Below are 21682 nucleotides of genomic sequence, written 5' to 3' on the forward strand. Positions count from 1 at the left end.
CGTACGGACTACGCCCAGAGGTCGGTGATCCCGATCTCCAGCTCCGCCAGCAGCTCGCGCAGCAGCGGGAGCGACAGGCCGATGACGTTGCCCGGGTCGCCGTCGATGCCCTGGACGAACGGGGCGGACCGGCCGTCGAGGGTGAAGGCGCCCGCCACGTGCAGGGGCTCGCCGGAAGCCACGTAGGCGGCGATCTCGGCGTCGGTCGGCTCCCCGAAACGGACCGTGGTGGAGGCGGTCGCCGAGGCCCGGCGCCCGTTCCCGGTGTCGATCACGCAGTGCCCGGTCCGCAGCACGCCGGAGCGGCCGCGCATGGCCTTCCAGCGCGCCGTGGCCTCCTCGGCGTCGGCCGGCTTGCCGAGCGCCTGGCCGTCCAGCTCCAGCACCGAGTCGCAGCCGACCACGAGCGCCCCCGCCGCGGCGGGCTGCGCGGCCACGGCCGTGGCCTTCGCCTCGGCCAGCGCCAGCGCCAGCTCGCCGGGCGTGGCGGCGTCCAGGGCGTCCTCGTCCACCCCGCTCACTATCACCTCGGGGGCCAGCCCGGCCTGGCGCAGCAGGCCGAGGCGGGCGGGGGACTGGGAGGCGAGGACGAGGCGGCGCTGTGCGGTCATGCCCGCCATCGTAAGGCGGCCGGTCCGGTGCCCGGCGGCCCTCACTTCTTCAGCACCGACTCCATGACCTTCTTGGCGATCGGCCCGGCGAGCGTGCCGCCGTGCACGTCCTCGCGGGCGATGTCGGAGCCGCGCGGGTCGATGAAGACGGCGACGGCGACCGACTTGCCCTCGCTGTTCTTCCCGTACGAGACGAACCAGGCGAACGGCGTCTCCTTGTTGTCCACGCCGTGCTGCGCGGTGCCCGTCTTGGCCCCGACGGTCATCCCGTCGATGAGGGCCGCCTTGCCGGTGCCCTCGCCGGCTGTGTTCTCCATCATCTGCTGGACCTTCTTCGCGGCGTCCGCGGAGACGGCCTGGGACATGACCTCGGGCTTGTGCTTCTCGACGGTCGACAGGTCGGGGCTGCGCAGCGAGTCGACCATGTAGGGCTTCATCAGCTTGCCGTCGTTGACGAGGGCGGCCGTCATCATGGCGATCTGGAGGGGCGTCGCGTCGAGGCTGCCCTGGCCCATGCCGGTGAGCGCGGTCTGCGCCTGGTCGATGTTGTCGGGGTAGATGCTCTTGGAGGCGCGGACCGGGGTGTCGACCTTGGCGTTGTTGAAGCCGAACTTCTCCGCCGTCTCGCGCATCTTGTCCTTGCCGAGGCGGGCGGCGAGGTCGAGGAAGACGTTGTTGCAGGACCACTGCATGGCGACCTTGAGCGACGCCTTGTCGCAGGGCGCGGACGGGATGTCGTTGCGGACCTGCGTCCGGGTGCCGGGCAGGGTGTACGGGGCCGGGGCGCCCGAGGGGGCGTCGATGTCCGAGACGAGGCCGTGGTCGAGGGCGGCCGCGGCGGTGAGGATCTTGAAGGTGGAGCCCGGGGGGAACCGTTCCTTCAGGGCCCGGTTCGCCATCGGCTTGTCCTTGTCGCCCTCCAGCGCCGCCCACGCCTTCTTGTCGTCGCCGGAGCTGCCCGCGAAGACCGAGGGGTCGTACGAGGGGGTGGAGGCCATCGCGAGGATCTTGCCGGTGTCCGGCTCGATGGCGACCACCGCACCCTTGTACTTGCCCAGGCCCTCGTAGGCCGCCTTCTGCGCATCGGGGTCGATGGTCGTGACGACGTCACCGCCGCGCTTCTTCTTGCCGCTGAGCATGTCGGCGGTGCGCCGCAGGAACAGCCGGTCGTCGCTGCCGCTCAGCCACTTGCCGTCGACCGACTCGGCCTCCAGCTGGGTGCCGCCGTAGATCTGCGAGAAGAAGCCGGTGACCGGTGCGTACAGGGCGCCGTCCGTGTAGGTGCGCTTCCACTTGAAGTCGCTGCCGGAGGTCTCCGCGGAGCCCGTGATCGGGCGGCCGCCGACGATGATGTTGCCGCGCGGCTGGGCGAAGTCCGCGATCTTGACGCGCCGGTTCCACTTGCTGCTCGCCAGCTCGTCGCCGCGGGCGAACTGCACCCAGGTCGCCTGGGCGAGCAGGGCGAAGACGAGCAAGCCGGCGAATATCGCTATGTGGCGGACGGGCTTGTTCATGAGTGACGGGCTCCCCGGTTCGCGGGCATATCACTGGGCATGACGCGAATCGGGCAATTGCGGTTGCGGTCGGGGCAAACCTATGTGTCACCTGTGACCTGTGTGACGTCACACGCCCAGCAGAAGGAACAGCATCACCATCCCCACCGCCAGCACGACCCCCGCCCGCCGGAGCATGGCCTGCGCCTCGCGCAGCTCCTCGGGCGGTTCGTTCGATGGGTCGGACCAGAGCATGACGTCCATGGTCCGGCCGGACAGCGCGTTGCGCCTGAGTACGCGTACTCAGGCGCAACGGGATTTCGGGCGGGCCCAGGGCGAGCCCGGGCCGGACGGCTCAGGCCGGCCAGTACGACGTGCGCCAGGCGCGCGGCCCGGGCTGGGGGGTGTGCCTGGCGCCCGTGAGCCGGGCCGGGCTGGCCCACTCCGAGGGGACGGGGGCCTCGGGCGCGGCGGCACCGGCCGCCGCGCGGGCCTGGACCACCGCCAGTGCGGCGGCCAGCTCCTCCGGGGTCGGGTTGCCCCGTACGACCTTGATCACGTCAGCGTCCCTTCTTCCGCGATCCGACAGGGGGACTAGTAGGGGGACTGGTGGGGACTGCAAGGACAACTACAGGGGAATGTTCCCGTGCTTCTTCGGCGGCAGCGTCTCGCGCTTCTCCCGCAGGGCGCGCAGCCCGCGCACGATGTGGCGGCGGGTCTCCGACGGCATGACCACCGCGTCGACGTAGCCGCGCTCCGCCGCGATGTAGGGGTTGAGCAGCGCGTCCTCGTAGTCCGCGATCAGCTGGGCGCGCAGCGCCTCCTGCTCCTCCGGCGTGGCCGTCGCCGCGAGGGAGCGCCGGTGCAGCACGTTGACCGCGCCCTGGGCGCCCATCACGGCGATCTGGGCGGTGGGCCAGGCCAGGTTGATGTCCGCGCCCAGGTGCTTGGAGCCCATGACGTCGTACGCGCCGCCGAACGCCTTGCGGGTGATCACGGTGATCAGCGGGACCGTGGCCTCCGCATAGGCGTAGATCAGCTTGGCGCCGCGCCGGATGATGCCGCCGTACTCCTGGTCCACGCCCGGCAGGAAGCCGGGGACGTCGACGAAGGTCAGCACCGGGATGTTGAAGGCGTCGCAGGTGCGCACGAAGCGCGCGGCCTTCTCGCTCGCGTTGATGTCGAGGCAGCCCGCGAACTGCATCGGCTGGTTGGCGACCACGCCCACCGGGCGGCCCTCGACCCGCCCGAAGCCGGTGATCATGTTCGGCGCGAACAGCACCTGGGTCTCCAGGAACTCCCCGTCGTCCAGCACGTGCTCGATGACCGTGTGCACGTCGTACGGCTGGTTCGCGGAGTCCGGGATCAGCGTGTCCAGCTCCCGGTCGGTGTCCGAGACCTCCAGGTCGGCCTCCTCGGGGAAGGCCGGGGGTTCGGAGAGGTTGTTGGACGGCAGGTAGGACAGCAGCGCCTTGACGTAGTCGATGGCGTCCTTCTCGTCGCCCGCCATGTGGTGCGCCACGCCCGAGGTGGCGTTGTGCGTCCGGGCGCCGCCCAGCTCCTCGAAGCCGACGTCCTCGCCCGTCACCGTCTTGATGACGTCCGGGCCGGTGATGAACATGTGCGAGGTCTGATCCACCATCACCGTGAAGTCGGTGATGGCCGGGGAGTAGACCGCGCCGCCCGCGCAGGGGCCCACGACCAGGGAGATCTGCGGGATCACGCCGGAGGCATGGGTGTTGCGGCGGAAGATCTCGCCGTACATGCCGAGCGCCATCACCCCTTCCTGGATGCGGGCGCCGCCGGAGTCGTTGATGCCGATGACCGGACAGCCCGTCTTCAGCGCGAAGTCCATCACCTTCATGATCTTCTGGCCGAAGACCTCGCCCAGGGAGCCGCCGAGCACGGTGAAGTCCTGCGAGAACACGGCGACCGTACGGCCGTCGACCGTGCCGTAGCCGGTGACGACGCCGTCCCCGTACGGGCGGTTGTGCTCCATGCCGAAGCTGTACGACCGGTGCCGGGCGAACTCGTCCAGCTCCACGAAGGAGCCCTCGTCCAGCAGCAGTTCGATCCGCTCGCGTGCCGTCAGCTTGCCCTTGGCGTGCTGCTTCTCCACTGCCCGCGCGGAGCCGGCGTGCGTGGCCTCCTCGATGCGGCGCTGGAGGTCCGCGAGCTTGCCCGCGGTCGTGTGGATGTCGTATTCCGGCTCGGACATCGGGATGCGGCTCCTGCTCGTCCAAAGGGGTGGGTGACCGGGTGCTACCGGTTCGTAGGGTAGCCGCGCGACCGCGTTGCGGCAGTGCGTCGTTGGCCACACCGTTTCGCTGCCGAATGCCTCCTATGGTGGCTGTTATGACGCCCTCCGAACCCTCCGGAAACCGCTGGTCGAACCTCGACCGGCCGCCGCTGAACGTCACCGCCCTGCGCCGCGCGCTGCTGCGCCCCGGCAGCCTGTGGACCTCCGTCGACGTGGTCGAGCGGACCGGCTCCACCAACAGCGACCTCGTGGCCGCGGGCGGCGCCGAGGGCGCCGTGCTCGTTGCCGAGGAGCAGTCCGCCGGCCGCGGCCGGCTGGACCGCACCTGGTCGGCCCCGCCCCGCTCCGGGCTCTTCTTCTCCGTCCGGCTCGTCCCCGGGCCCGGCGTGCCCCCCGAGCGCTGGGGCTGGCTGCCGCTGCTCGCCGGGGTCGCCACGGCCACCGCGATCGCCCGCGCCGCCGGCGTCGACACCGGCCTGAAGTGGCCCAACGACCTGCTCGTCACCGTCGACGGCGAGGAGCGCAAGGCGGGCGGCATCCTCGCCGAGCGCAGCGGGGACAGCGTCGTGGTGGGCATCGGCATCAACGTCTCCCTCCGCGCCGACGAGCTGCCGGTGCCGCACGCGGGCTCGCTGGCCCTGGCGGGCGCCAAGGTGCTCGACCGGGACCCGCTGCTGCGCGCCGTGCTGCGCTCCCTCGCCGACTGGTACGAGGACTGGCGCGCCGCGGGCGGCGACCCGGCCGGATCCGGCCTCCTGGACACGTACGCGGCCGGCTGCACCACCCTCGGCCGGACCGTACGGGCCGAACTGCCCGGCGGCCGCGAGCTGGTCGGCGAGGCCGTGGCCGTGGACGGGGACGGACGGCTGGTGCTGGCGACGGCCGACGGGGTGCAGGAACCGGTGGGGGCGGGTGACATCGTCCATTTGCGGCCCGCAGGCTCGTAAACGTCGTAAAGAGTGACCGCCGCGCCGTCGGGAGAGTGAGCTACGGCACACCTGACGTATCGTTGTGCCCGGAACCTAAGCGAGCAGCGATCGGCAGGGCAGTGCGCACGGATCGGACAGGGGGCGGGCGGTGACCGCCGACGGTGGGGGTACCTCCCGTGCCGTTCAGGCATCGGGGGAGGGTGATGCCGCACGCGGGACGGACGGCGGCGCGCGCGAGGCCGTTCCCCGGGAGGTCGAGGAGGACCTCGGCGAGGAGGGCGGCGACCCCCTCGCGCTCCGGCTGGAGGCGCTGATCCTCGGCGCCGAGCGCCGCTACACCCCCTTCCAGGCCGCCCGCGCGGCCGGGGTGTCCATGGACCTGGCGGCGCGCTTCTGGCGTGCCATGGGCTTCGCCGACATCGGCCAGGCCAAGGCGCTGACCGAGGCGGACGTCCTGGCGCTGCGCCGGCTGGCCGGCCTCGTCGAGGCGGGCCTGCTGAGCGAGCCCATGGCCGTCCAGGTCGCGCGCTCCACCGGGCAGACCACCGCCCGGCTCGCCGACTGGCAGATCGACTCCTTCCTGGAGGGCCTGACCGAGCCTCAGGAGCCGGGCCTGACCCGGGCGGAGATCACCTATCCGCTGGTCGAGCTGCTCCTGCCGGAGCTGGAGGAGTTCCTCATCTATGTCTGGCGGCGCCAGCTGGCCGCGGCCACGGGCCGCGTGGTCCAGGCGCAGGACGACGCCGAGATGGTGGACCGCCGCCTGGCCGTCGGCTTCGCCGACCTCGTCGGCTTCACCCGCCTGACGCGCCGCCTGGAGGAGGAGGAACTGGGCGAGCTGGTCGAGGCCTTCGAGACCACGGCGGCCGACCTGGTGGCCGCGCACGGCGGCCGCCTCATCAAGACCCTCGGCGACGAGGTCCTGTACGCGGCCGACGACGCGGGCACCGCCGCGGAGATCGGCCTGCGGCTCATCGAGACCCTCTCGCACGACGAGACGATGCCCGAGCTGCGGGTCGGCATGGCCTTCGGCACGGTCACGACCCGGATGGGCGACGTCTTCGGCACGACCGTCAACCTGGCCAGCAGGCTGACCTCGATAGCGCCCAAGGACGCCGTGCTGGTGGACGGGGCGCTGGCGGAGGAGCTGGTACGCAGCGGGGACGCGCCGAAGGCCGGGGCGGAGGGGGCGGCGGCCGGGGCGGAGGAGCCGAAGCACCGGTTCGAGCTGCAGCGGACGTGGCAGCGGCCGGTGCGGGGCTTGGGTGTCGTGGAGCCTTGGGTGCTCGGTCGCAGGGGCGAGTGAGCGGGTTTTCGCTTTGGTGCGCGGCACCGGGGTTGCCGGTGGGGGTGCGGCCCGTCGTTCCGGTTGTGCCCACCCGTTCCGCCCTGCGGAACGATTGCCCACAACCTACTGCCCCGGCATGATCGGGCCCGACAGAATCTGATCGGGAGGGTGAGCTGCGTGAGCGAAGAGCGTTTCGGAGAGTGGATCGCGATCCGCAGGCACGAGGACGGGCACGTCGCCGAGCTGGTGCTGGACCGGCCCAAGGCCATGAACGCCGTCTCCACGGAACTCGGCCGCGGCATCATCGGGGCCACCGCCGCCCTCGCCGCCGACCCGGACGTCCGGGCCGTCGTCCTCACCTCCACCCATGAGCGCGCCTTCTGCGTCGGCGCGGACCTGAAGGAGCGCAACTCCTTCACCGACGCCGATATGCGCCGCCAGCGCCCGTTCGCCCGCGCCTGCTACACGGGCGTGCTGGAGCTGCCCGTGCCGGCCATCGCCGCCGTGCACGGCTTCGCCCTGGGCGGTGGCTACGAACTGGCGCTGTCCTGCGACGTGATCGTCGCGGACAGTACGGCCGTGGTGGGCCTGCCCGAGGTGTCCGTGGGGGTGATCCCCGGCGGTGGCGGCACCCAGCTGCTGCCGCGCCGGGTCGGCGCCGCCCGCGCCGCCGAGCTGATCTTCAGCGCCCGGCGGGTGCCGGCGGCCGAGGCCCATGCGCTGGGCCTGGTCGACCAGCTTGTGCCCGAGGGGCAGGACCGGACGGAGGCGCTGGCGCTGGCCGCCCGGATCGCGGCCAACTCCCCGGTGGGCCTGCGCGCCGCCAAGCGCGCGCTGCGCCTGGGGCAGGGGCTGGACCTGCGGGCGGGCCTGGAGGTCGAGGACGCGGCGTGGCGCACGGTCGCCTTCTCCGCGGACCGGGCGGAGGGCGTGGCGGCCTTCAACGAGAAGCGGCGGCCGGACTGGCCGGGGGAGTGAGGGCCCGCGGTCCGGTCCAGGGGGTGTCCCCGGCGCATGAAACCGGCCATAAGGCGGAATGAGCCCGGCATTCTTACGCTGGAGTGCGGGATCCGCACGCGCTGACGGACGTACGGATGTGAAGGCTCGGAGGTTCGGGTGACGGACCGGGTGGCAGGCGACGGGGAGTGCGACGCCCGGCTGCGCGCCGTCGTGGAGCTGGCGCAGGCGATGGCGGCGGCGCCCACGCCCCTGGAGAGCGTGGAGGCGGCGGCCGAGGGCGCCCTGCGCGCGCTGTCCGGGACGTTCGCCGCGGTCTCGGTCTGGGAGCGCGGGCACGGCAGGCTCCGGGTCCTGGTGAACGCGGGGGAGCGCACGGCCGGGGAGGAGCGCTTCCCGGCCGACGAGTCGTACCCGGTGCACGACTTTCCGGAGATCGCGGAGTCCCTGCACGAGATGGGGGCACCTCCCGGCGGTAGCCGGGGGAGGGTGGGCGGCCAGCCGCACGCGTGGGTGGAGACGGCCGGGGGCGTGGACGAGCCCTCGGGCGCCTACCGCCACCAGCGGGTGGCCGCGCTGCGGCGGCGCGGCCGCGGCTGCTGTGTGATCGCCCCGATCGTGCTGCACGGGCGGGCGTGGGGCGAGCTGTATGTGGCGCGTCCCGTCGGGGCGCCGGTGTTCGACCGCGCGGACGCGGACTTCGCGACCGTGCTGGCGGCCGTGACGGCCTCGGGCATCGCCCAGACCGAACGCCTGGAGGAGGTGCGCAGGCTCGCCTTCACCGACCCGCTCACCGGGCTCGCCAACCGGCGGGCGGTGGATGCGCGGCTCGACGAGGCGGTGGAGCGGCACCGGGCGGACGGCACGGTCGTCAGCCTCGTGGTCTGCGATCTGAACGGTCTGAAGCAGGTCAACGACACGCTGGGGCATGCGGTCGGGGACCGTCTGCTGGAACGTTTCGGTTCGCTGTTGTCGCTCTGCGGGGCGCGGCTGCCGGGGGCGCTGGCCGCGCGGCTGGGCGGTGACGAGTTCTGCCTGCTGGCGGTGGGGCCCACGGCGGACGAGGTGGTGCGGGTGGCGGACGAACTGTGCGGGCGGGCGGCGGAGTTGGCGCTGGGGGAGGGGGTGGCCTGCGGGGTCGCCTCGACGGGGGACCCCATCGGGCCCGTGCGCTCCGCGCGGCGGCTCTTCCGGCTGGCGGATGCGGCGCAGTACCGGGCGAAGGCGGCGCGGGCGGCGAAGCCGGTGGTTGCGGGGCGGGACGGGGGCCGGGCGGACCCGGTGGTCCGCCTGGCGGACCGCCCCCCGGAACCGGGCCGCGCGGAACGGCGGCGCTTCCGGGGACGGCGGGCGTAGGGGGCGAATCCAGCCCGTCCGGCGTTTGAGGACACAGCGCGAAGCGCTGTCCGGGGTCTGGGGCGAAGCCCCAGTTCGGGAAGGGGCGGGGTGGGGAAGGCCCCGCGCAGCGGCCCCCACCGGCATGCGCACCCCCACCCCCCGCGTTGTATGAACCAGGAGCCGGCCGGAGCCGGAAAATCCGCTAGTGACAGGTAGCGATTCAGTCTCTAGGGTGCCTGAATATGGATATGCACTCTGTGGTGGTGGGGACGACCGGGACGACCGCGGAAGACGTGATCGCCGTGGCCCGCCGCGGCGCCCGCGTCATCGTGTCCGAAGAAGCCCTCGCGGCCGTCGCCGCGTCCCGGCAGGTGATCGACGACCTCGCCGCCAAGCCCGACCCCGTCTACGGCGTCTCCACCGGCTTCGGTGCCCTCGCCGTCCGGCACATCAGCCCCGACCTGCGCGCCCAGCTCCAGCGCAACATCGTCCGCTCGCACGCCGCCGGCATGGGCCCGCGCGTGGAGCGCGAGGTGGTGCGGGCGCTGATGTTCCTGCGCCTGAAGACCCTCGCCTCCGGGCACACGGGCGTACGCCCCCTGGTCGTCGAGACCATGGCCGCCATCCTCAACGCCGGCATCACCCCGGTGGTGCACGAGTACGGCTCCCTGGGCTGCTCCGGCGACCTCGCCCCGCTGTCGCACTGCGCGCTCACGCTGATGGGGGAGGGCGACGCGGAGGGCCCCGACGGCGTCGTGCGCCCGGCCGCACAGCTGCTCGCCGAGCACCGCATCGAGCCCGTGGAGCTGCGCGAGAAGGAGGGCCTCGCCCTCCTCAACGGCACCGACGGCATGCTCGGCATGCTCGTCATGGCCTGCGCCGACCTGGCCCGCCTGATCACCTCGGCGGACGTCACCGCCGCGCTCTCCCTGGAGGCCCTGCTCGGCTCCGAGAAGGTCCTCGCCCCCGAGCTGCACGCCATCCGCCCGCACCCCGGGCAGGCCGCCAGCGCCGCCAACATGCTGAGCGTGCTGGCCGGTTCCGGGCTCACCGGGCACCACCAGGACGACGCGCCGCGCGTCCAGGACGCGTACTCCATCCGCTGCGCCCCGCAGGTGGCGGGCGCCGGCCGGGACACCCTCGCGCACGCCCGGCTGGTCGCCGACCGCGAGCTGGCCGCCGCCGTCGACAACCCGGTCGTGCTGGCGGACGGCCGCGTGGAGTCCAACGGCAACTTCCACGGCGCCCCGGTCGCGTACGTCCTGGACTTCCTGGCCATCGCGGCCGCCGACCTGGCCTCCATCGCCGAGCGCCGCACCGACCGGCTGCTGGACAAGAACCGCTCGCACGGCCTGCCGCCGTTCCTGGCCGGGGACGCGGGCGTGGACTCGGGGCTGATGATCGCCCAGTACACGCAGGCCGCCCTGGTCAGCGAGATGAAGCGGCTCGCCGTGCCCGCGTCGGTGGACTCGATCCCGTCCTCGGCGATGCAGGAGGACCACGTCTCCATGGGCTGGTCCGCGGCGCGCAAGCTGCGCACGGCGGTCGACGCGCTCGGCCGCGTCGTCGCCGTGGAGCTGGTCGCCGCGACCCGCGCGATCGAGCTGCGGGAGGGCTTGGTGCCCGGCCCGGCCGCGCGCGCGATCGTGGCGGCCGTGCGCGAGGCGGGCGTCGAGGGCCCGGGCGAGGACCGGTTCCTGGCCCCCGACCTGGCGGCGGCGGAGGCCTTCGTCCGGTCCGGGAAGCTCATCGAGGCGGCGGAGCCGCTGACGGGCCCGCTGGCCTGAGCCCGGGGGCTTTCGGCCCGGGCGGGAACTCAGCGGGATGTCAACGGACGGCCGTCGTGCGCGACCTGCGCGCGGCGGCCGTCACCAGTGCGCCCCCGGCGGCGAGGAGCGCGATCCCGCCGCACAGGTACGGGGTGGTGTCGACGCTGCCGGTGTCGGCGAGGGCCGGACCGCCCGCGGTGGTGCCGGCGCCCGTGCTCGCAGTGGTAGTGGCGGCAGTGGTGACGGCGGTGGCCTGCCCAGGCGCCACGGCCGTGGCCTCGTGGTGACGGGGCGTCGGCCGCTCGGCCGTCGCGTGGGCGCTCGGTACGAACCACATGGCGCCGAGCAGGGTGGCGGCCACGGCGGTCAGCAGCGGGCGACGTGCGGTCACAGGAAGAATCCCCCTTGCGGCGGCGGAGATTGGGGGTCGTGGATCTGCGGCAAGTCCCGGTTGAGACCCCGGCTGAGACCCCGACTGACTGGATGTTAGTGATTGCGGGGCCCCGCAGGGAAGTCGCGTCCGGCGACGGCCTGTAGCAGCACTTTCGCCCCCTATCAAGACCCCGGTTGCCGTGTCTGCCCCCGGAGGGGCTTTACTGGCGTGGTCTTCCCCACACTTTCCGGAGGTGTGGAACGGGCGAATCGGTATGGGCGTTCCACAAGGAGTAGCCGGGATACGGGTCGCCCCACGAGCCCCACGAACGGCTCGGGGGATTTCGGGGTGCAGGAGCAATGGAGAAGCGTGTGATGACGTACGGCAAGCGCCGCAAGGGCCTGGTGGCCGCGGCCGCTGTGCTCGGCGGGGTACTGACTCTGGCCGCCTGCGGAGGCGACGGCGACGGCAAGGACGACGGCAAGGGCGGCTCCGGTAAGTCCCAGGGCCAGGTCGACGCCGCCGCGGCCAAGGAGTCGTCCAAGGCGCAGATCAAGATCACGCCGAAGGGGGGCACCACCGACGCGGGCGTGAGCGCCGACGCCGTTCAGGTCACCGTCAGCGACGGCGAGCTCACCAGCGTCAAGATGACGACGGACAAGGGCACCCCCGTCGAGGGTTCAATATCTTCGGACAAGAAGACCTGGAAGCCGAACGGCTCGCTGGAGCGTTCGACCAAGTACAGCGTCGTCGCCGAGGCGAAGGACGACAAGGGCCGCAAGGCGACCGAGAACTCCTCGTTCACCACCGTCTCCCCGCAGAACAGCTTCATCGGCTCCTTCACGCCGGAGGACGGCCAGACGGTCGGCGTCGGCATGCCCGTGTCGATCAACTTCAACAAGCCGATCAAGGACCGCAAGGCCGTCCAGTCCCACCTTGAGGTCACCTCCAGCAGCGGCCAGAAGGTCGTCGGCCACTGGTTCGGCGACCAGCGCCTGGACTTCCGCCCCCAGGACTACTGGAAGGCGGGCTCCGAGGTCACCATGAAGATGAACCTCGACGGCATCGAGGGCGCCCCGGGCATCAAGGGCATCCAGAACAAGACGGTCAAGTTCAAGATCGGCCGGTCCCAGATCTCCACGGTCGACGCCAAGACCCACAAGATGACGGTCACGCGCGACGGCCAGGTCATCAAGACCATCCCGATCTCGGCCGGCAGCCCGTCGAACCCGACCTACAACGGCAAGATGGTGATCTCCGAGAAGTTCAAGGAGACCCGCATGGACGGCTCCACCGTGGGCTTCTCCAAGGCCGACGGCAAGGGCGAGTACGACATCAAGGACGTCCCGCACGCCATGCGGCTGTCCACGTCCGGCACCTTCATCCACGGCAACTACTGGGGCAGCGGCGTCTTCGGCGTCTCCAACACCAGCCACGGCTGCGTCGGCCTGGAGGACAAGCAGGGCGCGGACGACCCGAACACCTCGGGTGCCTGGTTCTTCAGCGAGTCCATCCTGGGTGACGTCGTCGAGGTCAAGAACTCCGACGACAAGACCATCGCCCCGGACAACGGCCTCAACGGCTGGAACATGGACTGGAACCAGTGGGTTTCGGGCAGCGCGACGGGCGCGTGAGCTGACGCGTGAGCTGAACTGAGCTGACGGCCACGGCCTGACCCGGCCGGGCAGCACGAAAGGGGCCCTCCCGGCGGAGCGGAGCTTCCGCGGGGAGGGCCTTTTCCGTACCCGCGGCCGGGCTCAGGCCGCGCCGCCCCGCCCCCGGGAGATGACGGCGGCGTCCGCCGCCTCCGTGCCCCGCGCCCAGCCCTCCGCGTCGCGCCCCCGCAGCCGGTGCGAGGTCGTCTCGGGGAAGAGCCGCCCGGCGGTCTCGCCGACCGCCACGTCCTTGGCCGCCAGTACGGGCAGCACCTCCGGGCGGTCGTCGGCCGCCGCCACGTCGTGCGCGGCGGCCGACAGCCGGTCGCTGATCCGGCCCGCGTAGGCGATCAGGAAGGACTCGCGGAAGTCGCGGGTGCGCCGGGAGCGGCCCTTGGCGTGGTGCTCGTCGGCGGCGCGCCGCATCGCGGAGGTCGCCTGGACCAGCAGCGAGGTGTACATCAGCTCGACCAGCTCCAGGTCGGCGTCGAAGCCGACGACCGTGGAGAAGTCGTACTCGCGCGACCACACCGCCTGGCAGTGGTTCGCGGCCGCGACCGCGTCCAGGAGCAGCGCCTTCGCGGACTCGTACGGGCCCTCGACCCCGATCCGGCACGCGCCCGGCCCGTCCGGGCGCCCGTCGGTGTGCGCCGCGGCGAGCAGGGCCTCGTCCAGCGAGTAACGTGCCATCAGCTCCTGGGCCTTGGCCGAGAGGGCCTCCGCCTCCTCCGCGAACTGCGTCGACTCGGCCTTGGCCAGCAGCGCGCGGATGCGGCCGAGCATGCGTGGCTCGACGGCCGCGGGCACGGTCACGTGCGCGGCACCCGGCAGCGGCCCGACCGCCCCGATCCGCGGCAGCCGGGCCAGCAGCCGCAGCACGCCCAGCGCGCACGCGACCGTCTCGAACCGGCTCAGCCGCTCGCGTCGCGCGAAGCCGTCCAGAAAGGCCCCGTCGGCTTCCCACCACACGCCCGCGCCGCCCAGCTCCGCCAGCTGCGCGGCCCAGCGCGCCGCGAGCGTGCCGGGTTCGTAGCGGCGGGCCTCGGCGGCGATGACGTCGACGGCGAACCGCTCCTCGCCGGGCGCCAGTTCCCGCCGGACGACCCGCGCGACGTCGGCCGGCTGCCAGCCGCCCTCCCAGCACCGCCGCAGCGCGCCCGCGGCGGCCCGCAGCACCACCCGGCCGAGCGCCTCCGGCCCGGCGGGCGCGGCGGCCAGCGCGGAGGCCGCGGCGTACACGGCGTCGTCGAGGGCGTCGCCGGACTGCGCGCGCAGCCCGCGCACGGCCGTCTCGACGGCGTCGAGCAGCCCGTCCTCGCCGGGGTGCTCCGGGGGCTGCTGCCGCTGCTGCTGCTTCTTGCGCTGGGCCACGGTGTCTCTTTCGGGGGACGCACGGCGTACGGGCGTACGGGTACGCCCTCATTGTCCCGCCCGGCATCGGGGTGCCCGCTCCCGGGCGGCTCGGCATGCGGCCGCGGCGGCCGTCGCGGATCATGCGGGTGTGGCGGCAGAGATCGGGTGCGGGCGGCGGCGCGGGGCGCTGGCCGTGCTGCTGGCCGCGTCCTTCATGGGCATCCTCGACGTGCTGATCGTGAACGTCGCCGCTCCGTCCATCCAGCGCGACCTGGGGGCGGGCTTCACCGACATCCAGTTGGTGATCAGCGGTTACGTCCTGGCCTATGCCGTCGCCCTGACGTCCGGGGGCCGGCTGGGTGACGCGCTGGGCAAGCGGCGGGTCTTCCTGGCCGGTCTGCTGGCGTTCGCCGCGTGCAGCGCGGGTTGTGCGACGGCGCCGTCGGCCGGGGTGCTGATCGGGCTGCGCGTGGCCCAGGGCCTGGCCGCGGCGGTGATGCTGCCCCAGGTGCTCTCCGTCGTCCAGGACGTCTTCCCGCCCGGGGAGCGGCCGAGGGCGCTGGCGCTCTACGGGGCGACGATGGGGCTCGGCGCGGTGGTGGGGCAGCTTGTCGGCGGCGCCCTCATCCGTGCCGACGTGCTCGGGCTGGGCTGGCGGTCGGTGTTCTGGGTCAACGTGCCGATCGGTCTGGCAGCCGCCGCGTGCGTGCCCCTCGTACTGCCGGAGACGCGCCCGGTGCGGCGGCGGGCGGACGTCCCGGGGCTGGTCCTGACGGCGGTGGCGACGACCTTGCTGGTGTACCCGCTGGTGCGGTGCGGCGGCGAAGGGCGGCCGTGGTGGATCTGGCCGGCGCTCGCCGGGTCGGCGCCCGCCCTGGCGGCCCTGTGGTCGGTCGAGCGGCGCCGCGAGCGGGCGGGACGGGCGCCGCTGATCCCGCCCTCGCTCTTCCGCGACCGGGGGTTCGTCACCGGGCTGGCCGCGGCACTGGTGTTCTACTGCGGCAATTACGGGCTGTTCCTGCTGCTGGCGTATGTGTTCCAGGAAGGGCTCCGGCTGTCGCCGCTCGCCTCGGGCGTGGGCTTCCTGCCGCTGGGCGTGGCGTTCGCCGCGGCCTCGCTCGCCGGGCGGCGGTTCGCCGTCCGGCACGGCAACGCCGTACTGAAGCTGGGCGCGGCCACGATGGCGGCCGGCTACCTGGTCCTGATCGCCACGCTCGCCCCGGGGCCGGCCGCCTCGTCCGGTGCCGAGGCGCTCGCCATGGCGCCCGCGCTCCTGATCTCGGGCGCCGGGCAGGGGCTCGTCTCGGCCCCGCTCATCGGCCTGATCCTGGGCACGGTGCCGCCGGGGGAGGCGGGCGCGGCCTCCGGGGTCGTCCTGACGGCCAATCAGCTCGCGGGTTCACTGGGGGTGGCCGTGCTCGGCGCGCTCTTCGTCGCGCTGCTCGGCGCCGACCCGCAGGAGCCGACCGCCCACCTGACCGCCCGCGACTTCACGTCGGCCCTGATGGGCTGCGCATGGGCCCTGCTCGCACTGGCGGCCGCCACGGGACTGCTGGCCCGGCGCCTCCCCGGCCCCCGGGAGCCGCGTTGAACGCCGCGGCGGGCACGGCCACCGGCACCCCGCGCCGCCGCTGGGTGCTGGTGGCGATGAGCGGTGCGCTGGCGATGACGTTCGTCGACGAGACCGGCGTCGGCGTCGCCCTGGCGACCGTCCACCGGGAACTGCACGCCTCCCGCACGGGGACGCACTGGGTGATGAACGCCTACATGCTCACCCTGGCCGCCTTCGTGGCCGCAGGCGGCCGGCTCTCCGACCTCTGCGGCCGCCGCCGCGTCTTCGCCGCCGGACTGGCCGTCTTCGGCCTCGGCGCGCTGCTCTGCGCCACGGCGCCCGGCCTCGGCGCGCTGATCGCCTGGCGGGCCGTCCAGGGGGTCGGCGCCGCCCTGCTGATCCCCACCGCGCTGGCCATCGTCTCCCAGGCGTTCCCGCCCGCCGAGCGCGGCCGGGCCGTGGGCGCCTACATCGGTGCCGCCAGCGTCTTCTACGTGATCGGCCCGCTGCTGACCGGAGCGCTCGTCGACCGGATCGGCTGGCGGGCGGTCTTCTGGATCAACGTGCCCGTCGCCGTCGTGACCGGCGCCGTCTGTGCGGCGAGCGTTCCCCGGGACCGGTGCGCGGGCTCCCGGGAACGCCTGGATCCGGCGGGTCTCGTCACCGGCGCGGGCGGACTCGCCGCGCTCGTCGCCGCCCTGATGCAGGGACCGTCCTGGGGCTGGGGCTCGCTCCCCGTGGTGCTGCTGTACGCCGCGGCGGTGACCCTCTCCGCCGCCTTCGTCATCGTCGAACTGCGCCGCGCGACGCCCCTGTTCGACCTGACGATCCTCCGCGACGGCGTCTTCGCAGCGGCCGTGGCCATCGTCTTCCTCGTCTACGTGGTCTACCTCGGACTGATCGTCTACGCGCCGCTCTACCTGCAACACGAGGCCGGGCTGCGGCCGTTGGCGGCGGGTGCGGCACTGGCCGTCGCGCTGGGCCCGATCGTCCTGGTCGCCCCCGTCACCGGCCGCATCGTCGACCGGACCGGACCCCGCCGCCCCGCGCTCGTCGCCTCGGCGACCGCGGTGCTCGCCTTCGCCTGGCTGGCCGTGGCCGCCCCGGCACACTCCCTGCCCTGGACGGTCCCGGCCCTGCTGCTCTACGGGGTGTCGATCCCCGCCGTCTACAACACGGCGGTCACCGCGGCCCAGAACCTGGTCGCGGACGAGCGCCGGGGCCAGGCGTCCGGCATCGTCACCGCCGCCGCGCAGACCGGTGCCACGATCGGGGTCGCGGTCGTCGGCGCGGTCGTCGGCGCCGTCTCCGGCTCCGCCGACTACACGACGTCCGGCTTCCGGGCGGGCTTCGCGGCCTGCGCCGCGTGCTCCGCGCTCATCGGCGTCCTGGCTCTTGCGCTGCCGCGCAGGCCGGTGCCGTAAAGGGTGTAAAGGGTGCTGAGTTCACTGCTGCTCCAGGACGACGTCCAGCCCCTTCTTCAGGAGCGCGCTCCCGACCGCGAGGGCGGCCGCGGCGCCTGCCACGCCGACCGGCCCCCCGAGCACCGCCACCAGGACCGAAGTGGCGACGACCAGGAATCCGCCGATGGCCGCGACCGCGCCCCACATGAGCCGCGAGAGGTCCCCCACGGGCACCTCGCCGCTCGTCCCGCCCAGAAGCTGGGCCTTTTCCCGGAGATCCCGGACCTCCTGGTGGCCCGAGTGCTCGAGGTGTTCCAGCGCGAGATGGACGCCGTGAATGACCGTGTCGTGGTCCTGCTGGACTTCGGCGGCCTGGAGAACGCGCGCGAGCAACTCGGGATTGGTCTTCGCCACGCCTCGGAAGTCGTGCAACAGGGACTGGACGAGCCCGGTCTCACCGTGGATGAAGGCGAGATCGGCGGCCATTTGGTATCCGAGCTGCCCGAGGTGCACGCGGTCCCAGAGAGAGGGCAGCGGGGCCTCGTCGTCGAGACGGCTCGACCAGACCGCATCGGTGTCCAGCAGCGCGACGCACTTGCCGGACAGTTTCACTGCACGGATCTGATCCGCGAGACTGATGGCCACGGGGCCACGCTATGCACGACCGGTGGGGAACCGCCTCCCGGCGGGCCCGGACGTATGAATCCGCGGTATCTGCCGCCGAGTACGCGCCCCAGGTGCAAGGGCCTGGACTGCGTCGCATGCTGGAGGGTGTAGGCGGCGTGTTCTGCTGCGCGTTCTCTACGTCATTGGAGGCTGTCATGGCATTCCTGTTCTGCAACACGCGCCAGATGGAACTGAGTGACGCTCTGGGAAACGTCGGAGAGCTGAAGAACGTCATTGCGAACACCCTGACGGAGAGCGGCTATTCGGACGTCGTGAACAACGATTCCGAGGTCGCGGGCAACCTGAACGGCATGCGCCTCTCCGTCCTGCACCTCTTCATCGGCGACCGCAGCTTCTACGAACAGGTCATGGCGGCGGGCGACGACGGCAACGCCACCCTCGGGGCGGTCAACGACATTGTGGGCAAGATTCAGAACCTCCACTTCCTGTGAAGCGAAAGGGCTGGAAGAAAGGGCGAATCGAATGACCGCCATAGACGAGAAGTGGGCGACGATCCCTTGGATCGGGCCTCCGGTGGATGCCGGTGCGGGCGCCGAGGAGGGACCGAACCCCGACGGGCGTGGGAGTTCGCGCGACTTCCAGAACGGCACGATCGAATGGTCGCCGGAGACGGGCGCGCACGAAGTGCACGGCGCCATCCGCGACCACTACGCCGCGTTCGGCGGCCCGGAGGGCTTCCTGGGCTATCCGCAGACGGACGAGACGGGAACGCCGGACGGGGTCGGCCGCTACAACCACTTCGAGCGCGGTTCGATCTACTGGACCCCGGACACCGGGGCGTGGGAAGTGCACGGGGCGATCCGCGACAGGTGGGCGAGCATGGGGTGGGAGCGCAGCCAGCTCGGCTACCCGGTCTCGGACGAGTCCGGGCCTTCGGACCGCAGGTGGAGCAGCTTCCAGGGCGGGACGCTCACCTGGACGCCCAGCGGCGGGGTCGTCATGTCGCAGCGGATCGACGACGACTGACGGCGGGGCGGGGCCCCGGCAGGCGTCAGATACCGCGCTCGATCATGTCGATGACGTGCTGCCCCGCGTCATGGGCCTGGGTGGGGTGAAGTCCGCGGAGGGGCCCGTCGATGAGCAGGACGGCGAGGCCGTGGACGGCCGACCAGGCGAGGAACTCGGCGCCCGGGCGGCGGTCTTCGGGCAGGACGCCCGCCTCCACGAGGCCGTCCAGCGCGGCGCCGAGGAGTTCGAACGGGGTCTTGCCGCTGCTTCCGGCGGCGTCGTCGTCGGCGGCGTGGGCCATGTCGCCGGGGACGTGGAAGGCGGCCCGGAACAGCCCCGGCTCCTCCTGCGCGAAGCGGAGGTAGCCGGTGCCGACGGCGCGGAAGCGGGCCCGGGCGGCGGCCGTCGCGTCCGCGACCGGCGGCAGAGCCGCCTGCTCGGCCTCCATGGTGCGGGCGACCTGGGCCATGGCGGCCTGCGAGACGACGTGGAGCAGGGCGGCGCGGTCGGCGAAGTGGCGGTAGGCGGCGTTGGGGACGACGCCCGCCTCGCGCGTCACCGCACGCAGCACCACGGCCTCCGGCCCGCCCGTGCGGGCGAGTTCGAGCCCCGCCCTGATCAGTGCGTTGCGCAGATCGCCGTGGCGATAGGTGTCCCGCTTCGGCTTTTTGCCGCTCTCGGCCGCCGCCATCACCACTCCAATGTGGACAGCATCCACTTATCTCGTCTAGGCTCGTCGCAAGATCGAAGCGGGGGCGATTCTTCACACCCGCCGAATGTGGACATCGTACACAAGGGCACTGCTGTGCCCGCGGTCAAGGGGGAGCGCTCGCGTGCGCAAGGTCATCGCATCCGTCTACATCACGCTCGACGGCGTCGTGGAGAACCCGGCCTGGACGGCCCCGTTCTTCAACGACGAGGCGGCGCAGTTCGCCCGCACCCAGCTGTTCGCCGCCGACGCCCTGCTGCTGGGCCGCGTCACGTACCAGGGCTTCGCCGCGGCCTGGCCGTCGATGACCGACGAGGACGGCTTCGCGGAGCGGATGAACGGCATGCCCAAGTACGTCGCCACCACGACCCTCGACACCCCCGAATGGAACGCGACCTTCCTGACTGGGGACGTCCCGGCGGCGGTGACCGCGCTGAAGCAGCAGGAGGGCGGCGACCTGCTCGTCTACGGCAGCGGCGACCTCGTCAACACGCTCCTGGAGCACGACCTGATCGACGAACTCCGGCTGTGGACGCACCCGGTCGTCGAGGGCACGGGCAAGCGCCTGTTCACGGAGACCTCGCCGAAGAAGACGCTCCGGCTGATCGGCACCACGACGTTCGGCTCCGGGGCCCAGGTTCACGCCTACGCCCCGGCCGGCCGGTGACAGCCCCGGATAAGGACGGACACGGAATGACCGCCCCTGTGAAGGGCCCTGCCAGCTACTTCCCGTCCATCGAGAAGAAGTACGGCCGCCCCATAGCCGAGTGGAAGGACCTCATCCACTCGTCGCCCCTCACCAAGCACATGGAGCTGGTGAGCTGGCTCAAGACCGAACACGGTCTGGGCCACGGACATGCCAACGCGCTCGTCGCGCACACGCTGGAATCGGAGGCCAGACGGTGACCATCACCACCCGCGAACTCTTCGAGCGGTTCCACGCCTGCTGGGAGGCCCGCGACCCCGACCGGATCGCCGAACTCCACACAGAGGACTCGGTGTTCCACCTGCACTCGGGCCAGGACCCCGTGCGCGGGCGGGCAGCCATCCGCGAGGCAGCGGCAGGCATGTTCGAACTCGTCCCCGACTTGACGTTTGAATGCATCTCGCTGCGCTTCGGGGAGGACTTCTGGACTGCCCAGTTCAAGCTGACCGGGACGTCTGCGGCCGGTGCCAAGGTCGACGTCGACCTTATGGACTACGTCCTGGTCGAGGGCGGGGCGGTGAAGGAGAAGCACTCCTACGTCGACGGAGTGGCGATGCAGGCCGCGCTGGCGCCCGCCGAGGTCGCCTCATAGGGGGCACGCCGCCCTCCGCCTCCGCCGCCCGGTGCCGGCCCGCCCCGCAGTGCCGCCCGCACCGCGACCGCGCCCCGCACGGCGGCGTCGACCGCTCCTGATACGTCCTGTGCGGCTTCGGCTCGCTGCTGACGGCACAAGGGGCACAGGACTTCTCCCGCGACCGGGCGGAACAGGTACGGCTGGGTGTGCTCCCCCTGGCACTCCCGCATCGCAGCCGCACGTGGTTCGGGTGCCCGGGTGCCCGAGGCTCCTTGCTCCGCGAACGAGGGTGCCTCGGGCATCTTGCGCACCAGGCGGTCCCGTACGAGCGCGGCGGCGCAGTGGATCGGCTCGGGCAGGCCATGCGTGAGCGCCTCCCGCAGCTCCGGTCAACGAAGCGCCCCGCAGCAACCACTCGGCGGCCAGTGGGGCCAGCCTCGTCACCTCCCGCCCGGTGAGCCGCAGCCGCCGCTCGCGGTGGGACACCGATGCGAGCACGTACGCACCGCGCTCCACCAGCTGGGCGGGGACGGCGGCGGTGGGGGTGGCGGTGACGGAGGGCTGGGAGGGAGGGTTGTGAGTGTTCTCTTCAGTGTTTTCTTGGGAACGGCCGACGGCCGGGGCCTTCGGCCGACCGACGGCCGGATCCCGGTCGGCCGGGGAAGGCTCCGGGCGGCTGCATCCGTCTCGTAGCGCCGTCGCTTCCTCGCGGCTCAGCGGGACGTTGGAGATCAGCTGACTGGTCGACCACCGTCCGTCCGGGCCCTGGTGGCGCCACTCGTGGAGGTAGCCCTCGGCTTTCAACTCCCGCTTGGCGCGGTTGAACCCGGCCTTCTTGATGCCCGCCGCTTGCGCGGCCTCCCACAGTGGCTGATCCACGTCGTCCGGCAGCGACAGCTGCCACATCAGCAGACCTTTGGCTTCCCATGACAGCCGTGGGTGACGGATGATCTCGTTCGATACCTGCGTGAAGAAACGCGCAGGGGCGATAGCATGCTTCTGCATCCCGGGGAGCTCTTATCTCCTTCGCGGGTGTAGACCCCCGGCCGGTGCTCCTACACACCGTCGGGGGTCGCT

Annotated in this window: 23 protein-coding genes; 14 read left to right on the plus strand and 9 right to left on the minus strand. The window is 72.5% G+C overall.

The genetic code is table 11. From position 1 onward, the window contains the following. Positions 1 to 8: 8 nt before the first annotated feature. The 5 genes from AC1Z4A_RS20135 to AC1Z4A_RS20155 all read right to left on the minus strand — a co-directional run bounded on the left by AC1Z4A_RS20135 (position 9) and on the right by AC1Z4A_RS20155 (position 4322). A complete protein-coding gene (locus AC1Z4A_RS20135) occupies positions 9 to 620 on the minus strand; it encodes a Maf family protein (RefSeq protein ID WP_483680717.1) in 612 nt (203 codons plus the stop codon). Between the two features lie 32 nt (positions 621 to 652). Further along, on the minus strand, positions 653 to 2125 hold the full coding sequence (locus AC1Z4A_RS20140; RefSeq protein WP_483680720.1) for a peptidoglycan D,D-transpeptidase FtsI family protein: 1473 nt from the start codon (positions 2123 to 2125) through the stop codon (positions 653 to 655). A 108-nt stretch (positions 2126 to 2233) separates the two neighbouring features. Then, positions 2234 to 2359 (minus strand): morphogenic membrane protein MmpB, encoded by a 126-nt coding sequence (gene mmpB / locus AC1Z4A_RS20145; RefSeq protein ID WP_483680723.1) that lies wholly within the window; start codon positions 2357 to 2359, stop codon positions 2234 to 2236. A gap of 100 nt (positions 2360 to 2459) precedes the next feature. Further along, entirely contained in the window at positions 2460 to 2663 is a 204-nt protein-coding gene (locus AC1Z4A_RS20150; RefSeq protein ID WP_483680726.1) for an acyl-CoA carboxylase epsilon subunit, read from the minus strand. A 69-nt stretch (positions 2664 to 2732) separates the two neighbouring features. Continuing rightward, entirely contained in the window at positions 2733 to 4322 is a 1590-nt protein-coding gene (locus AC1Z4A_RS20155) for an acyl-CoA carboxylase subunit beta (RefSeq protein ID WP_483680728.1), read from the minus strand. Positions 4323 to 4459: 137 nt separating this feature from the next. Between AC1Z4A_RS20155 and AC1Z4A_RS20160 the strand changes: the two genes are divergently transcribed. From AC1Z4A_RS20160 to hutH, 5 genes are all read left to right on the plus strand, one after another. Then, on the plus strand, positions 4460 to 5311 hold the full coding sequence (locus tag AC1Z4A_RS20160; protein ID WP_483680732.1) for a biotin--[acetyl-CoA-carboxylase] ligase: 852 nt from the start codon (positions 4460 to 4462) through the stop codon (positions 5309 to 5311). Positions 5312 to 5441: 130 nt separating this feature from the next. Next, positions 5442 to 6599, plus strand: coding sequence for an adenylate/guanylate cyclase domain-containing protein (locus tag AC1Z4A_RS20165; protein WP_483680734.1), 1158 nt, complete (start codon positions 5442 to 5444; stop codon positions 6597 to 6599). A gap of 159 nt (positions 6600 to 6758) precedes the next feature. Beyond that, positions 6759 to 7559 (plus strand): enoyl-CoA hydratase/isomerase family protein, encoded by an 801-nt coding sequence (locus AC1Z4A_RS20170; RefSeq protein ID WP_483680736.1) that lies wholly within the window; start codon positions 6759 to 6761, stop codon positions 7557 to 7559. A 210-nt stretch (positions 7560 to 7769) separates the two neighbouring features. Next, the gene (locus AC1Z4A_RS20175) at positions 7770 to 8894 is read left to right on the plus strand and encodes a GGDEF domain-containing protein (RefSeq protein ID WP_483683659.1); all 1125 of its coding nucleotides are present in this window, start codon (positions 7770 to 7772) and stop codon (positions 8892 to 8894) included. A 224-nt stretch (positions 8895 to 9118) separates the two neighbouring features. Beyond that, on the plus strand, positions 9119 to 10663 hold the full coding sequence (hutH, locus tag AC1Z4A_RS20180; RefSeq protein WP_483680738.1) for a histidine ammonia-lyase: 1545 nt from the start codon (positions 9119 to 9121) through the stop codon (positions 10661 to 10663). A gap of 40 nt (positions 10664 to 10703) precedes the next feature. Here the strand turns inward: hutH and AC1Z4A_RS20185 are convergent, their stop codons facing one another. Beyond that, positions 10704 to 11036, minus strand: coding sequence for a hypothetical protein (locus AC1Z4A_RS20185; protein WP_483680740.1), 333 nt, complete (start codon positions 11034 to 11036; stop codon positions 10704 to 10706). Positions 11037 to 11377: 341 nt separating this feature from the next. Between AC1Z4A_RS20185 and AC1Z4A_RS20190 the strand changes: the two genes are divergently transcribed. Then, on the plus strand, positions 11378 to 12652 hold the full coding sequence (locus AC1Z4A_RS20190; RefSeq protein WP_483680743.1) for a L,D-transpeptidase: 1275 nt from the start codon (positions 11378 to 11380) through the stop codon (positions 12650 to 12652). Between the two features lie 123 nt (positions 12653 to 12775). Here AC1Z4A_RS20190 and AC1Z4A_RS20195 read toward each other — a convergent pair whose 3' ends face one another. Further along, positions 12776 to 13981, minus strand: coding sequence for a DUF2786 domain-containing protein (locus AC1Z4A_RS20195; RefSeq protein WP_483683660.1), 1206 nt, complete (start codon positions 13979 to 13981; stop codon positions 12776 to 12778). Positions 13982 to 14174: 193 nt separating this feature from the next. On the opposite strand from AC1Z4A_RS20195, the gene AC1Z4A_RS20200 reads away from it, so the two are divergent. Together AC1Z4A_RS20200 and AC1Z4A_RS20205 are read left to right on the plus strand one after the other, a co-directional pair. Then, on the plus strand, positions 14175 to 15617 hold the full coding sequence (locus AC1Z4A_RS20200; RefSeq protein ID WP_483680745.1) for an MFS transporter: 1443 nt from the start codon (positions 14175 to 14177) through the stop codon (positions 15615 to 15617). Continuing rightward, entirely contained in the window at positions 15614 to 17002 is a 1389-nt protein-coding gene (locus AC1Z4A_RS20205; protein WP_483680747.1) for an MFS transporter, read from the plus strand. The genes AC1Z4A_RS20200 and AC1Z4A_RS20205 overlap by 4 nt, the downstream gene beginning before the upstream one ends. Before the next feature lie 21 nt (positions 17003 to 17023). On the opposite strand, the gene AC1Z4A_RS20210 is transcribed toward AC1Z4A_RS20205, so the two are convergent. Beyond that, positions 17024 to 17626, minus strand: a complete 603-nt coding sequence (locus AC1Z4A_RS20210) for a hypothetical protein (RefSeq protein WP_483680749.1) — start codon at positions 17624 to 17626, stop codon at positions 17024 to 17026. 176 nt (positions 17627 to 17802) lie between these two features. Here AC1Z4A_RS20210 and AC1Z4A_RS20215 point away from each other — a divergent pair, with 176 nt between their 5' ends. Continuing rightward, positions 17803 to 18099: a hypothetical protein gene (locus AC1Z4A_RS20215; RefSeq protein WP_483680751.1), complete on the plus strand. Its 297-nt coding sequence runs from the start codon at positions 17803 to 17805 to the stop codon at positions 18097 to 18099. Between the two features lie 31 nt (positions 18100 to 18130). Continuing rightward, on the plus strand, positions 18131 to 18634 hold the full coding sequence (locus tag AC1Z4A_RS20220) for an LGFP repeat-containing protein (protein ID WP_483680753.1): 504 nt from the start codon (positions 18131 to 18133) through the stop codon (positions 18632 to 18634). Positions 18635 to 18659: 25 nt separating this feature from the next. Here the strand turns inward: AC1Z4A_RS20220 and AC1Z4A_RS20225 are convergent, their stop codons facing one another. After that, complete coding sequence (locus AC1Z4A_RS20225) at positions 18660 to 19334, minus strand: TetR/AcrR family transcriptional regulator (RefSeq protein ID WP_483680756.1); 675 nt, start codon at positions 19332 to 19334, stop codon at positions 18660 to 18662. A 115-nt stretch (positions 19335 to 19449) separates the two neighbouring features. On the opposite strand from AC1Z4A_RS20225, the gene AC1Z4A_RS20230 reads away from it, so the two are divergent. The 4 genes from AC1Z4A_RS20230 to AC1Z4A_RS20245 all read left to right on the plus strand — a co-directional run bounded on the left by AC1Z4A_RS20230 (position 19450) and on the right by AC1Z4A_RS20245 (position 21185). After that, a complete protein-coding gene (locus AC1Z4A_RS20230) occupies positions 19450 to 19992 on the plus strand; it encodes a dihydrofolate reductase family protein (RefSeq protein ID WP_483680758.1) in 543 nt (180 codons plus the stop codon). Between the two features lie 26 nt (positions 19993 to 20018). Continuing rightward, positions 20019 to 20231 carry a DUF4287 domain-containing protein gene (locus AC1Z4A_RS20235; RefSeq protein ID WP_483680760.1) on the plus strand — a complete coding sequence of 71 codons (213 nt, stop codon included), beginning with the start codon at positions 20019 to 20021 and terminating at the stop codon, positions 20229 to 20231. Continuing rightward, positions 20228 to 20623: a nuclear transport factor 2 family protein gene (locus tag AC1Z4A_RS20240; protein ID WP_483680763.1), complete on the plus strand. Its 396-nt coding sequence runs from the start codon at positions 20228 to 20230 to the stop codon at positions 20621 to 20623. Before AC1Z4A_RS20235 ends, AC1Z4A_RS20240 begins: the two co-directional genes overlap by 4 nt. Before the next feature lie 436 nt (positions 20624 to 21059). Beyond that, positions 21060 to 21185 carry a hypothetical protein gene (locus AC1Z4A_RS20245; RefSeq protein ID WP_483680765.1) on the plus strand — a complete coding sequence of 42 codons (126 nt, stop codon included), beginning with the start codon at positions 21060 to 21062 and terminating at the stop codon, positions 21183 to 21185. Positions 21186 to 21682: the final 497 nt, after the last annotated feature.

The organism is Streptomyces sp. 17_S59 (assembly GCF_056930295.1).